Here is a 12983-nt window from a genome sequence, read left to right as displayed (position 1 = left end):
CCTACCTCGTTTCCCTAGCCTCTCGCTCAGCGTCTCCGCTCAGCTCCTCGGCCCCGGGTCGGTGTCCGTGTCGCTCTGACTTGGATAAAGTTACGCGGCGGAAAACGGTACGTCAAATCGCCTGCGCAGCGCGATATTTCGCAGGTCAGAGGCTTGCGATCGGCCCGGACGGCGGCCTGGTAACCCAAGTGTGATGCAGGCCACCACAAGATCGTTTCGAGGTGCCTTCGGCCGTTCGCGAGCGGGCCCTGACCGGCGAGGTCCCCGAAGCTTGCACCGTCAGACCACCGGGGAAACAGCGACCACCTGCCAGTCCACGACGGCCGGTCGGTTCGCGGGTCCGGGAAGTGTGGACCGGGCCGAGATCATCGCACCGCACCTACCTCGGTAGCAGGGATCCGCTGCGTCGACTTTTTGCCAAGGGACACGACATTCAGCAGAGGCTGTCCAGCTTCGACTCCGGCAGAGGGAGTAGCGAATGCGGATACATTGCGATGCCGTTCGCAGGGTGCCTGGCACGTCGTCGGCCCGCCCACCCTTGCCACACCGAAATCCACGCGGCGGCACCGTCGGGGCGGTCGCGGCGGCATCATGAACGTATGGCGACGCGCGAGGCGGTTCGAGCAGGCGCGTTCGCGAGAATCTACGACCCGAGCGCCGACGAGCAGCGACCGTGGTACATCAACGACCACACACTCGTGCGTGACCTCGACGGGCGATGGCACATGTTCGGGATTACCCACCCTGAGCCCGCGGACCCGTACGACGAGACCGAATTCGCCCACGCCACCGCCGCGTGGCTGGGCGGACCGTGGCGCAAGCGCCCGCCCGCGCTACGCGTCGACCGGGACTACGGGGAGACGCACCTGTGGGCGCCGTACGTGGTCGGCGCGCACCGTCGGTACTACATGTTCTACGCGGCAGGCGGCGCCGATCGCACCTGCTCGGCGCTGAACCTGGCCATCTCCACCGACCTGTTCCATTGGACGAGACACCAGACCGGCCCACTATTCCGAGACGGCTACGACGCCCGCGACCCGATGGTGGCGCGTGTGGGCGACCAGTGGGTGATGTATTACTGCGCGACCAGCGCCCCCGCAGAGGGACATCACGTCGTCGCCTACCGCACCAGCACCGACCTCGTGCACTGGGGCAACCGGCATATCGCCTACACGGATCCAACCCGGGGCACCGAGGCGGGCAACACCGAATCCCCGTTTGTGGTGCGGTACGACGGCTGGTGGTATCTGTTCATCGGCCCGCGCCCGTGCTACGTCGGCACCGAAGTTTTTCGTAGCGACAGCCCGTTCCGCTTCCGGATAGGTGACAAGGTCGGCCATATCGCGGCGCACGCCGCCGAGGTGGTGCACGACAACGACCGCTGGTGGATCACCAGTGCGGGCTGGGGTCAGAACGGCGTACACCTGGCACCGCTCACCTTCCCACAGTCGCGCGTCGTCAAAGCGGTTCCGCGGTAAGCGGTCCCGGCGGGCCGGGCGGGCCGGGCCGGGCTCGATTTCGCGAATCACGCCAACGGACCCGACCCGGCTGGTATCTGTTGATCGAGTCGAACTCTCCGACCACCCACCTACGGGAGGGACGCATGGCTCGTATCGGCGTTATCAGCGTTTCCGATGGCCGCGACTATGTGCATGCGGGCATCGCCGATTTCATCGCAACCGCCGAGGATCGGCTGGTGGAGGCGCTCACCGCGGCCGGACACGATGTGGTCCGCGGCGCGGAACTCATCAGCGACAATGCGTTGGCGAGTTCGGTGGCGCGCACGGTTGCCGTGGCAGGGGTCGATCTGACCATCCTGCACTACGCGGTGTGGGCATTCCCGCACTTCACCATGCTCGCGGCGGGCGCGACCCCAGGGCCGCTGCTGTTGCTCTCGAATATCGACCCGGTGCAGCCTGGCATGGTCGGCATGCTCGCGGCCGGTGGTGCGCTGGACCAGATCGGCCGCGGGCACAGCAGGCTGTGGGGCGATCCGTCCGATCCCGCACTGATCGAGGCGATCAGCGTGCGGGCACGAGCCGCCGCGGCCGTCTCCGGTTTGCGCGGTTCGACATTCGGTCGCTTCGGTGGGCGGCCGATGGGCATGAACACCGCGGTCGCCAATACCGACCAGTGGCAGCGGCTCTTCGGCCTCGACGTCGAAGAGATCGACCAGTGGGAGATCGTGCGCCGCGCCGAGCTGGCAGACGCCGCGGAGGCGAAGGCCGCACGCGAGTGGTTGGAGCGGCACACCGCGGGCGTGCACTACGACGGCACGAAGCTCACTCCGGAGCTGCTGGAACGCCAGATCCGTTCGTATCTCGCGGTGCGCGAACTGATCGCCGAACGGCGCCTGGATTTCTCCGGCATCAAGGGGCAGCCCGAGCTCACGCAGTACTTCGCCACGATGGACGTCACCGAGGCGTTTCTCAACGATCCCTACGACTGGAACGGTCCGAAACTGCCGCATGTCTGCGCCACCGAGGCGGACATGGACGGCGCGCTCACCATGCAGTTGCTCAAGCAGATCGCGGGCACTCCGGTGCTGTTCGCCGACGTGCGGCACTATCACGCCGACCGGGACATCTGGGATCTGTGCAACTCCGGTCAGCACGCCACCTGGTTCGCCGCGCGTAGCAGCGACCCCACGGAGAATCTGGCGAAGGTGCACCTGTATCCGGAGGTGTTCTTTTTCCCGGCGGGCGGCGCCTCGGTGCATCATCTGGCCGCGCCGGGACAGATGACCCTCGCGCGGCTCACCCGCATCGACGGCAGCTACCGGATGCAGCTGATGCTCGGCGAATTCGAAAACTACGACCAGCAGACCAACGAAGCGCTGATGAGACAATCCACCCGGGAGTGGCCGCACGCGTTCGCCCGGCTGGACGCGCGCGCCGAGGATTTCCTGTCCCGTTTCGGTGCCAACCACATCCACGCGGTGCCCGGCGATTATCGGGCCACCGTGCGCGCGGCGTGCGAACTGCTCGATGTCACACTGGACGAGTTCGCGCGGTGACGATGTTCCTCGGCATCGACATCGGAACCTCGAGCTCCAAGGGCGTGCTCACCGCGGAGGACGGCACTGTCCTCGCCAAAGTAGAACGGACGCATGGCGTTTCCATGCCGCGCCCCGGGTGGGTGGAACACGACGCGGAGGCGGTGTGGTGGGCCGAGTTCGTCGCGCTTGCCCGCGACCTGGTGCGTGCGGCTGACAGCGCGCCACTCGACGGACTCGCGGTGTCAGGTATCGGCCCGTGCCTGCTGCCCGCGGACGCCGAGGGCCGGCCGCTGCGCCCTGCCATCCTCTACGGTGTCGACACCAGGGCCGGCGCCGAAATCGCGGAGCTGAACGCCGAATTCGGCGCGCAGGCGGTGCTCGAGCGCGCCGGGTCGCCGCTTACCAGCCAGGCCGTCGGTCCGAAGGCGCGATGGCTGGTCAAGCACGAGCCGGAGATCGCGGAGCATACCGCGATGCTGCTGATGGCGAGTTCCTTTCTGGTGCACCGGCTCACCGGCCGATACGTGCTGGACCACCAGTCCGCCAGCCAGTGCGTGCCCCTCTACGACCTGCGCGAGCGGGCGTGGGCCACGGACTGGGCCGAACGGGTGGTGCCAGGATGGTCCCTTCCGGATCTGGCCTGGCCGACCGAGATCGTCGGTCACGTGACCGCCGACGCGGCGGCCGCCACGGGCCTTCCGGCGGGGCTGCCGGTCACCACCGGCACCATCGACGCCTGGGCGGAGGCCGCCAGTGTCGGTGTTCGCGCGCCGGGCGACGCCATGATCATGTACGGCACCACCCTGTTCTTGGTGCAGGTGCTCACGGATCCGCGTCCACATCCCGGACTCTGGGGCACCTGCGGCACCTGGCCGGGCACTTACACGCTCGCCGCGGGCATGGCGACCTCGGGTGCGGTCACCGACTGGCTACGCAAGCTCGTCGGCGGCGAGTTCGCCGATCTGACCGCCGCGGCCGCCGACGTCCCCGCTGGCAGCAGGGGGCTGCTCATGCTGCCGTACTTCGCGGGTGAGCGCACTCCCTTGTTCGATGCGGACGCCAGGGGCATTGTCGCCGGTCTGACCCTCGAGCACGGCCGCGCCGAGCTCTATCGCGCGGTGTTGGAGGGCATCGCCTACGGGGTGCGGCACAACATGACGGCCATGACCGAGGCCGGTGGGCAAGCCAGGCGGCTGGTGGCGGTAGGGGGCGGGACCAAGGGTGGGCTGTGGACCCGGATCGTCTCCGACGTCACCGGCCTGCCGCAGCAGCTTCCGGCAGACACCGTCGGCGCCTGCCTCGGCGACGCTTTGCTCGCGGCCGAAGCCGCCGGTGTCGACACATCCGGGTGGAATCCCGTTATCGACACGGTCGAGCCCTGTCCAGAGCGCACCGCGAAATACGAACCGTACTATCGGCGCTACCGCGAACTGTACGAACGCACGACCGATATCGCGCATTTCCTGGCATCCGAACACCATGGCGCCGGCGCGGCTTCCTGATTCCGACTGTTCATGCGAAGATCCAGGGTTGGTTTGTAGGACAACTTACGAGGACGCCATGCCCACCATCGACTTGACCCAGCACACCTTCGACACCATCATCGCGTCCAACTCCATCGTGCTCGTGGATTGGTGGGCGGGATGGTGTGGACCATGTCAGTATTTCGCCCCGGTGTACGAGGCGTCGTCGGACCGCCATCCGGAGATCGTGCACGGCAAGGTGGACATCGAAGCAGAGGTCACGTTGAAAACCAATGCACGGGTCACCCAGTTCCCGACACTGATGGCGTTCCGGGAGGGCATGCTGGTGTATTCGGAGGCGGGCGCTTTGGCCGGCGACGTGCTGGAGGACCTGGTCCAGCAGATCATGTGGCTGGACATGGAGCAGGTCCGTCGGGAAGTCGCCCGGCAGTCCGAAGCCCAACAGCTCGCCACGGCGTCCGCGTCATCCGCCGTTCCCGCCGCGCGTATGGCGGGACCGGCGCCGATACCGAGTCGGTATGGGTGGCCAGGATTGTGAGGGCGCCGGATGGCGACCTGTGGCGGCTGGACGGCGCGCGGACGCGATCCATCAGCGCCGAAAACCCCACCGGTGCTCCTGGCTCGGGCGCGCGGGCGTGCGACGGCACCGGCGCGTACGCGGCCCGGCTGCTAGGAGTCGGCTGGAAAGTGTCGCCCTCGCTCGCGCTCACCGACGGCGAAACCGCCACGCTCGCAGACGTTTCCGGCCCCGGGGTGTTCCGGCACTTTTGGCTGACCACGGAGCGCACCGCGCTGCGCGCACTGACCCTGCGGATGTACTGGGACGACGAGCCGCAGCCCGCGATCGACCTGCCACTCGGCGATTTCTTCTGCAACGGATGGGGCGAGTTGGCGCTGCTGAGTTCTGAGATGGTGGTTGTCGCCCCCGCGGGCGGGCTGAACAGCTACTGGCCCATGCCGTTTCGGCACCGGGCTCGGATCACGCTCGATAACCGCTGCGGACAAACGGTTCCGGTGTACTACCAGGCCACCTACACCGAAGACGAGGTGCCGGACGCCGCGGGATACCTGCACACAAGCTGGTCGCGCACCACCCGATTGGGCGTTCCGGCGGTGCACACGATCCTCGGGACGGCGTCAGGTCCCGGCCGCTATGTCGGCACCTATCTCGCTATTCGCCCGGGCGCACCGGGATGGTGGGGCGAGGGCGAAGTCAAGTTCTATCTCGACGGCGACGACGTGCACCCGACCATTTGCGGCACCGGTACCGAAGATTACTTCGGTGGCGCGTGGAATTTCGATCTCGACGGGACATATCGGACATATTCCACGCCCTATCTCGGGCTGCACCAGGTGCTGCCGCCGGAGGAAATCTATCGACCGGACCAGCGATTCGGGATGTATCGCTGGCATGTACGCGATCCGATCTGTTTCGACAGCAATCTGCGTGTCACAGTTCAGGCGCTCGGATGGCAGGACGTGGAAACCTATCTTCCACTCACGGACGCCGAGATCGCGACCACGGCGTGGTGGTATCAGTCCTGATCCGGTGAATCCGCTGGATTCGGTTCCGGAAAGTCCATTGCCATCAGCTCGTCGGCGCGCGCCAGTGCCGCGTCCATGCTCGCAGTCACGTCATCCAGCACGGTCAAACCGTCCAGCATTCCTGCGAGTTCTTCCTGCACGGCCTGTAGTTCCGCGATCGCCGGATCAACCCGGTACCAGGCGACCGCGTCATGCCACCACGGATCGTCGGAGAGCCACGCCCGCAGCACGTCGCGCACCAGCACCGCGTCGGAGGTGTACACCTGGAAGGACTCGTTCGCCGACCCGGCCCGATACTCCAGCTCGTAGACGCCGTCGGACAGCAGACGGGCCCGGATATCATGCAGGTCGGCGCGGCTCAGTTCCAGAATGAGGCAGTCCGGATCGGGCGGTTTTTCCAGCAGGTCGCCGAGCACGGCCTCGGTCAGCTCCGGCAGCGGGGTCCCGTCTCCCGCACGGATGCGCACGTCTGCGGGCCGGCGCGGATTGGTGCTCACCTGGCCAGTCTGCCCGATGTCGCGCCCGAATACCCGAAATGTGCCGAGCAGAGGCACTTCGGGTGCAAGGTGTTGGTATGCGTGCGGTGGGCGAGGCGTTTGATCGGTTTTCGGTGCAGGAGTTACCGGACACGATCCCGAAGTTTCGCGCGCTGGTCCGGGTCTACGCTGTCGGCATCCGCACCATTCACCAGCGGGTCGACAGCGAACTCGCGCTGACGCCGTATTCCATCGCGCCGGCTCACGTATCCACGGGCCCGCTCATCGAGTCCGAGGCAGGCAGCCTGCCTGAAGGCACGGGGGGTGCGGTCGATGCCGCGCGGTTCCGCGACGCCTGCCTGTGCTGCTCGATCGGACGACACGGCTCAGGCGAGCAGCGGGGTCTGATCGGCGACCTGGGACGGGCCACATGACGACGGTCGCGGGGGTGGACAGTTCCACCCAATCCTGCAAAGTTGTCATCTGTGACGCCGACAGCGGCGCGATCCTGCGCCGAGGACAGGCAGTGCATCCCGGCGGGACGGAAATCGACCCCGACGCCTGGTGGGACGCATTGGGCGCGGCGAGCGCCGGGTTGCTCGACGGCGTCGACGCGATTGCCGTCGCGGGGCAGCAGCACGGTTTGGTTGCCCTGGACGCCGAGGGCGCTCCGGTGCGGGATGCCCTGCTGTGGAACGACACTCGCTCCGCCGAAGCGGCTGAGGACCTGATCGTCGAGCTGGGCGGCCCGCAGGCATGGGTCGACGCGGTCGGCAGCGTGCCGGTGGCCGCGCTGACGATCGCCAAACTGCGCTGGATGGCCGACCACGAACCTGAGCAGGCCGACCGCACCGCGCACGTCCTGCTGCCGCACGACTATTTGACGTGGCGGCTGTGCGGCGGCGAGCCGGGACGCATGCTCCCACCGACCACGGACCGCGGCGACGCCTCGGGCACTGGCTACTGGTCACCCACCACCGGCGACTACCGCGAAGACCTGCTCGCCATGGGCTTTCGCGGACGGACGCCCGCGCTCCCCCACATTCTCGGCCCGGCCCAACCGGCGGGGCGGACGCCGTCGGGCACGCTGGTCGCCGCGGGAACGGGCGATAATGCCGGGGCCGCGCTGGGCCTCGGCATCGCCGAGGGTGACGTGGTGGTTTCCCTCGGCACCAGCGGAACAGCCTTTGCCCGCACCACCGGCGCCAGTGCCGACCCGAGCGGCGCGGTGGCCGGATTCGCGGACGCGACCGGTGCGTTCCTGCCGCTGGTCTGCACGCTCAACGCCGCCCGCGTCCTGACCTCCATCGCAGATCTGCTCAACGTGGACTTGGCTGCTCTGGAATCGCTTGCTGCGCAATCTTTTCCGGGCGCCGACGGCGTCGTGCTGCTCCCCTATCTGTCTGGTGAACGCACCCCGAACCTTCCGCACGCGGCGGGTAGCCTGCACGGGCTGCGCCCGGGGGCCATGCGTCCCGCGACCATCGCACGCGCCGCCTTCGAGGGCATGCTGTGCAACCTGGCCGACGCGCTCGACCATCTCACCGGCATCGGGGTAGCGACCCGACGCGTCCTACTCATCGGCGGCGCCGCCCGCTCCTGCCTGGTCGCCGAGATCGCCGCCCAGATCTTCGGCGTCGCCGTGACGGTGCCGGAGCCGAACGAGTACGTCGCCCTCGGCGCCGCCAGACAGGCCGCCTGGGCGCTCAGCGGCGCGTCGCAGCCGCCCGGCTGGCCCGCGCACACGGTCGCGGAAGTCCCCGCACCGCCTGACGCCACGGTGGGTCGGCAAATCCGAGCGCGATACCGGCAGGCACGCCAGGCGCTCTACGGCTGACCACGACATCCTTTCCTCCGGCGGCACAACGACCTGGCAGGACACTGCTCCGCGTAGGTGGCCGGTTCCGCAGCATCTTGCCCGCACACCGGAAAGTCCTCGGACGGCCGATCGCAGCGCACGTGATGGCGACGCGGCGTCGACGGCCGAAGGTCTGCTGCAATCGCTGCGGGACAACGTCGATCACCTGTGGAAGCCGCCGGGTGGCGGATTCACCGGCGCGTTGAGCCACGACGTCATCCACGGCTTGGACTCACCGTGACGCCGGGACTCGACCTGAGTGCCGCAGGATCGGCTGCGCCTGGTGCTCGGCGCGCTGAATCGCAAAAGCGTCAAGTTCTTCGGCGTCGACCTGAACGGCATCGAGTTGCACGCCGACGACCTGGATTTCAGCTACGATTCCGGCACGGTCCTGTCGGGCTCCGCCCAGGATCTCCTGCTCGTGCTCTGCGGCCGCACACTGCCGGAAGGGCACCTCAGCGGCGCTCCGGCGGCACGATTCACCATGCCCGGCTCAACTGCCTGAATCGTCCGAGGACTGCTTTCGCTTCTTCTTTTTCTTGCGTCGGTTGGCAGAGTTGCCCGCGTCGGAGGGCTTACCCTTATGGCGGGCTGATTGGGCCGCGTCCGGTTGCTGGAAAATGACGATAGAGGAGCCCCACGGTAGGCGGATGGCTCCGGATTCAGTCCTACGCACGCGAACCCACTGGCCCAGAGCGGCCATGGCTGAAACAACAGATATCGCGACAGCGAACCACGCGACAGAAGTGAGACCGGCGGTGACGTAGGAAACCCGCTGGCGCCCCGGCACCGGTATTTTGCCGTTGCCGGCGGCCCAGCGAATCAGCTGCCCGACCTGGGTGCCCAGATCCCGCTGGCTTCCGGCGCCGAGCATGCCCCGCACTGCGGACGCTTGACCGTTCAGGTGGACCACGGCAAGGACGACGAAAATCGCCATGGCGACCGAGGAACCCACAACCAAATACGACAGTGCCGCGCTGCGTACTCGGAGATTGATTGCTACCGCGAAGACGGTGACAGCGCAGGCGGCGCTGGCAAGGACTGCCCACATGCCGTTGATATGCGCCGGAGGCGGTGGCGAGCCCGACCAGAGGGCCACGAGGGAAGTGGATATCTGAAGCTTCCCAAAGGGGTTCGCCTTGATCCCGCCGTCGCGCCCGGTGGCGTCGAGCCACGGCTGAAACAGCAGGGCAAACGTGAGGATGCTCCCGGCCGCGGCAAACAGGTAGCCCCAGTACCCGCGGAGCCAGGCCAGAACCTTCAGGACGATCTCGTCGTCGAACTGGCGCCGGCGGGAACCGTCTTTTGCGCTACTGGGCGAGCTGGGCTCTCGGTCTGGAGTTTTGCTCGCTTGCCAGGGAGTTGGCTGCACCATTGCCTCAGTTTAGGAGTTGGACAGCGGGTGAGAGCTCGGGCGAAGTTCACCTCCAGGGGGAAGCTTGTGCTGTGCTCGGCACTGGCTCGATGCCACGAGACTGGGATGCGCCGACGCTCTGGACGGCCGAGGATCTGCTGAAATCGCTGTGGGACAACGTCGATCACCCGCGGAAGCGGCCGGGCCTACGCGCCGAGAACCTGGATTTCAGCTACGGTGCCGGCACCGTACTACGAACTCCGCATGGCGGCGTTCCAGCGGCTCGATTCACCACACCGGCCACTGCCGAATCGTCAACTGCCTGAATCGTCCGAGGGCTGCTTTCGCTTCTTCTTTTTCTTGCGTCGGTTGGCAGAGTTGCCCGCGTCGGAGCGCTTGCCCTTGCTGCCCTTGTGGCGAGCGGGTTGGGTCGCGTCCGGTTGCCGGGAAATGACGATAGGGAAGTTCCGCGGTAAGCGGATGGCTCCCAATCCGGTCGTACGCCCGTGAACCCACTGGCCCAGAGCAGCCATTGCTGAAACGACAGATATCGCGACAGCGAACCACGCGACAGAAGTGAGACTGGCGGTGACGTAGGAAACCTTCCGGAGTCCCGGTACCGGGTAAGTGCCGTTGCCTGAGGCCCAGCGAATCAGCTGCCCGACCTGGGTGCCCAGATCCCGCTGACCTCCGGACCCGACTATGCCGCGCACCGCTTCAGCTTTACCGTTCAGGTGGACCACGGCGCAGACGACGAAAATCGCCATGGCGACCGAGGAACCCACAGCCAAATAAGACAGTGCCGCACTGCGTGCTCGGAGATTGATTGCTACCGCGAAGACGGTGACGGTGATGGCGGCGCTGGCAAGGACTGCCCACATACCGTTGATCTGCGCGCCAGGTGGTGGCGCTCCCGACCAGAGAGCCACGAGGGAAGTAGATATCTGAAGCTTCCCGAAGGGGTTCGCCTTGATCCCACCGTCGGGCCCGTTGCCGGTGAGCCACGGCTCGAACAGCAGGGCAAACGTGAGGATGCCCCCAGCCGCGGCGAACAGATAGCCCCAGTACCCGCGAAGCGAGGCCAGAACCTTCAGGACGATCTCATCGTCGAACTGACGGCGCCAGGAACCGTCTTTTGCGCTACTGGGCGAGCCGGGCTCTCGGTCTGGAGTTTTGCTCGCTTGCCAGGGAGTTGGCTGCACCATTCTCCCAGTTTAGGAGTTGGACAGCGGGCGAGAGCCCGATCCGAACTCACCTCCCGTGGGAAGTTCGCGCCGCGCTTCGGCCGCATCGGCGGCGTAGCGGCACAGATCCTGATCGGTACGCGGCTGCCGCACCTGGTGCGGCAAGGCCGCTGCGGCCGACATCCCGCGAAGGGCGAAGGCCCGCTCAGCTACCCGGGACGTCAGCCTCCCACTATGAAGCTAGCGATGATGGAGCCGTCGGCTTGTCTGCCGCCGAGGACAAAGACCCTGGCTCCTAACGCCACCTCGGACACCCGGGTACCGAAAAACACAAGGACGTTTGTCTTGGCAGTGGTGTGCACGATGGTCGTGGCACCCCGGATGCCCTCGATCTTCAGCGTCTTACCATCGTTCGCGGTGACCCTGCCGATGGTTGTTATTCCATGTGCGACCGCGACCGCGGGGGCGAGTGGCGCGGTGCTGGCGGGCCTGGCGGGCCGGCTTGTCGATGCCGAAACGGTGGACTCGTTCATGTACAGGCGAGTGCCCGCCAACACGAGAAGGATAAGCGCGACACTGATCCCGACAAGCATGCCGATTCGGGGGTGGGTAGGCCCTGGAGGACTTGGCATTTCGATCTCAGGCGTGTTCGGCCGTGCGGCGCTGCTGCCGAAGCTCGACCGCGACTTCTCGATTGCGGTGAGTGGAGGTGCCGGATCGCGGGTCTGCTGCGCACCGCGGAACTGCTCGCTGGACCGGCCTTCGGACGGATTTGTCCACGGAGTCCCCTGTTCACCCACAGAGTAAGGGTAAGCCGCCAGCGTCAGGTGACTATCGTCACTGGCGGGAGCATTCGGACAGCTGGCGCCGCCGCCGCAGGACGGCGGCGTTCGATAGGTCGCCAGCTTCCACCCTGGGGCATAGCCGCCGACGGGCACCGCTCGAGGGCCGTCGGCGCGAGCGTCTACAACTTGTAACCGATCTGGCGCAGTAGCTGTCTACGGTCCGCCTGATCGTCGGCATTTTCTACGCCCAGCGGCGCGGTTCCGTCAACCACTCCGACGATTCCCCTACCGAGTTCGGTTTCGGCAATCAATACTTCTACGGGATTAGCTGTGGCACAGAAGATTCCGCAGACTTCCGGGACGTGCTTGATCGCATTGAGCACATTGACCGGGTATCCCTCGCGAAGGAAGACGATGAACGAGTGTCCCGCGCCGACCGCGACTGCGTTTTTCGTGGCGAGCTCGACCAGTTCGCCGTCGTTGCCGGAGTGGCGGACCAGGCACGGCCCGGATGCTTCGCAGAATGCGAGCCCGAACCGCAGGTGGGGACCGACCCCGACCAGCGCCTCGTGCAGGTCCTCGACGGTCTTGATGAAGTGGGCCTGCCCGATGACGACGTTGAGATCGTCCGGTTTGTCGATTTGCACGGCTGTCAACTCCACAAGAACATAGTGCGCCTCACCGAACCGGATTCTCAGCAATCGGCAGCGATTCGCGTGGCGAGGACACCTTCCGCCCGAACCCGCCGACAGGCGACCGCCAGATCGGGCTCGCTGAAGCCTCCGCGGCTGGTTAGTCGACCGCGACGTCGCGGCGTGCCGCGGCGAGCAGGGAATCCAACAGACCCGGGAAGCGGGCGTCGAGATCCTCACGACGTAACGACAGCAAGAGTTCTCTGCCGGATGGTCGCTGCCAGATGACGCCGGCGTCTCTGAGCACACGCCAGTGATGGGTCAGATTCGACTTGGCTACCTCCGGCAGGACGGACCCGCAATTATGCTCGCCGCCGTCCGCCAGCACCTGCACAATCCGCAGACGTAGCGGATTTCCCATGGCGGTGAGCACATTCGCCAACTGGATCTGCGTCCGTTCGGGATGTGCCCTGATCACACGACTGAGGATATCTCGACTATTGACATACAGTCGAACTGTACGTGAGTATACGTATTGTTCTACTCTCTGAGAGGTCATACCGTGGGTGCTGGCATTTCTCGATTCGACGGCAAGGTCGCGCTCATCACCGGCGGCTCGAGCGGCATGGGACTGGCCACCGCCCACCGACTGCTCACCGAAGGCGCA

At 66.4% G+C, this 12983-nt stretch carries 15 protein-coding genes and 1 pseudogene; 10 read left to right on the top strand and 6 right to left on the bottom strand.

Translation table 11 applies throughout. The annotated features are described in order from the left end of the window. The first annotated feature begins 599 nt into the window (after positions 1-599). The 5 genes from AB0H00_RS31650 (at position 600) to AB0H00_RS31630 (ending at position 6027) form a co-directional block, all read left to right on the top strand. Complete coding sequence (locus AB0H00_RS31650; RefSeq protein ID WP_357273557.1) at positions 600-1478, top strand: glycosyl hydrolase family 32; 879 nt, start codon at positions 600-602, stop codon at positions 1476-1478. Between the two features lie 125 nt (positions 1479-1603). After that, positions 1604-3016 carry an L-fucose/L-arabinose isomerase family protein gene (locus AB0H00_RS31645; protein WP_357273554.1) on the top strand — a complete coding sequence of 471 codons (1413 nt, stop codon included), beginning with the start codon at positions 1604-1606 and terminating at the stop codon, positions 3014-3016. A gap of 2 nt (positions 3017-3018) precedes the next feature. Beyond that, on the top strand, positions 3019-4500 hold the full coding sequence (locus AB0H00_RS31640; RefSeq protein WP_357273559.1) for an FGGY-family carbohydrate kinase: 1482 nt from the start codon (positions 3019-3021) through the stop codon (positions 4498-4500). Between the two features lie 58 nt (positions 4501-4558). Beyond that, on the top strand, positions 4559-5020 hold the full coding sequence (locus AB0H00_RS31635; RefSeq protein WP_357273552.1) for a thioredoxin domain-containing protein: 462 nt from the start codon (positions 4559-4561) through the stop codon (positions 5018-5020). Next, positions 5005-6027, top strand: a complete 1023-nt coding sequence (locus tag AB0H00_RS31630) for a glycoside hydrolase family 172 protein (RefSeq protein ID WP_357273550.1) — start codon at positions 5005-5007, stop codon at positions 6025-6027. Before AB0H00_RS31635 ends, AB0H00_RS31630 begins: the two co-directional genes overlap by 16 nt. Here AB0H00_RS31630 and AB0H00_RS31625 read toward each other — a convergent pair. Continuing rightward, positions 6018-6524, bottom strand: coding sequence for a hypothetical protein (locus AB0H00_RS31625; RefSeq protein WP_357273548.1), 507 nt, complete (start codon positions 6522-6524; stop codon positions 6018-6020). The genes AB0H00_RS31630 and AB0H00_RS31625 overlap by 10 nt on opposite strands. 77 nt (positions 6525-6601) lie before the next feature. On the opposite strand from AB0H00_RS31625, the gene AB0H00_RS31620 reads away from it, so the two are divergent. The 3 genes from AB0H00_RS31620 to AB0H00_RS31610 all read left to right on the top strand — a co-directional run bounded on the left by AB0H00_RS31620 (position 6602) and on the right by AB0H00_RS31610 (position 8866). Beyond that, positions 6602-6937, top strand: coding sequence for a hypothetical protein (locus AB0H00_RS31620; protein WP_357273546.1), 336 nt, complete (start codon positions 6602-6604; stop codon positions 6935-6937). After that, on the top strand, positions 6934-8340 hold the full coding sequence (xylB, locus tag AB0H00_RS31615; RefSeq protein ID WP_357273543.1) for a xylulokinase: 1407 nt from the start codon (positions 6934-6936) through the stop codon (positions 8338-8340). Before AB0H00_RS31620 ends, xylB begins: the two co-directional genes overlap by 4 nt. A gap of 280 nt (positions 8341-8620) precedes the next feature. Continuing rightward, positions 8621-8866, top strand: a complete 246-nt coding sequence (locus tag AB0H00_RS31610) for a hypothetical protein (protein ID WP_357273541.1) — start codon at positions 8621-8623, stop codon at positions 8864-8866. Here AB0H00_RS31610 and AB0H00_RS31605 read toward each other — a convergent pair. Next, entirely contained in the window at positions 8855-9736 is an 882-nt protein-coding gene (locus AB0H00_RS31605; RefSeq protein ID WP_357273539.1) for a hypothetical protein, read from the bottom strand. The genes AB0H00_RS31610 and AB0H00_RS31605 overlap by 12 nt on opposite strands. 89 nt (positions 9737-9825) lie before the next feature. On the opposite strand from AB0H00_RS31605, the gene AB0H00_RS31600 reads away from it, so the two are divergent. Then, on the top strand, positions 9826-10041 hold the full coding sequence (locus AB0H00_RS31600) for a hypothetical protein (RefSeq protein ID WP_357273537.1): 216 nt from the start codon (positions 9826-9828) through the stop codon (positions 10039-10041). Here AB0H00_RS31600 and AB0H00_RS31595 read toward each other — a convergent pair. The 4 genes from AB0H00_RS31595 to AB0H00_RS31580 form a co-directional block, all read right to left on the bottom strand. Next, entirely contained in the window at positions 10030-10920 is an 891-nt protein-coding gene (locus AB0H00_RS31595; RefSeq protein WP_357273535.1) for a hypothetical protein, read from the bottom strand. The genes AB0H00_RS31600 and AB0H00_RS31595 overlap by 12 nt on opposite strands. Positions 10921-11120: 200 nt before the next feature. Next, a complete protein-coding gene (locus tag AB0H00_RS31590) occupies positions 11121-11453 on the bottom strand; it encodes a hypothetical protein (RefSeq protein WP_357273533.1) in 333 nt (110 codons plus the stop codon). Positions 11454-11863: 410 nt separating this feature from the next. Next, complete coding sequence (locus tag AB0H00_RS31585) at positions 11864-12346, bottom strand: adenosine-specific kinase (RefSeq protein WP_357273531.1); 483 nt, start codon at positions 12344-12346, stop codon at positions 11864-11866. Between the two features lie 130 nt (positions 12347-12476). Further along, positions 12477-12794, bottom strand: a complete 318-nt coding sequence (locus AB0H00_RS31580) for a helix-turn-helix transcriptional regulator (protein WP_357273529.1) — start codon at positions 12792-12794, stop codon at positions 12477-12479. Between the two features lie 96 nt (positions 12795-12890). On the opposite strand from AB0H00_RS31580, the pseudogene AB0H00_RS31575 reads away from it, so the two are divergent. Continuing rightward, positions 12891-12983, top strand: a pseudogene (locus tag AB0H00_RS31575) (oxidoreductase); the annotation flags it as partial.

This window comes from Nocardia sp. NPDC023852, from assembly GCF_040639505.1.
In the GTDB taxonomy this organism is placed as follows: domain Bacteria; phylum Actinomycetota; class Actinomycetes; order Mycobacteriales; family Mycobacteriaceae; genus Nocardia.
This window is presented reverse-complemented; position numbering and strand designations above follow the sequence as displayed.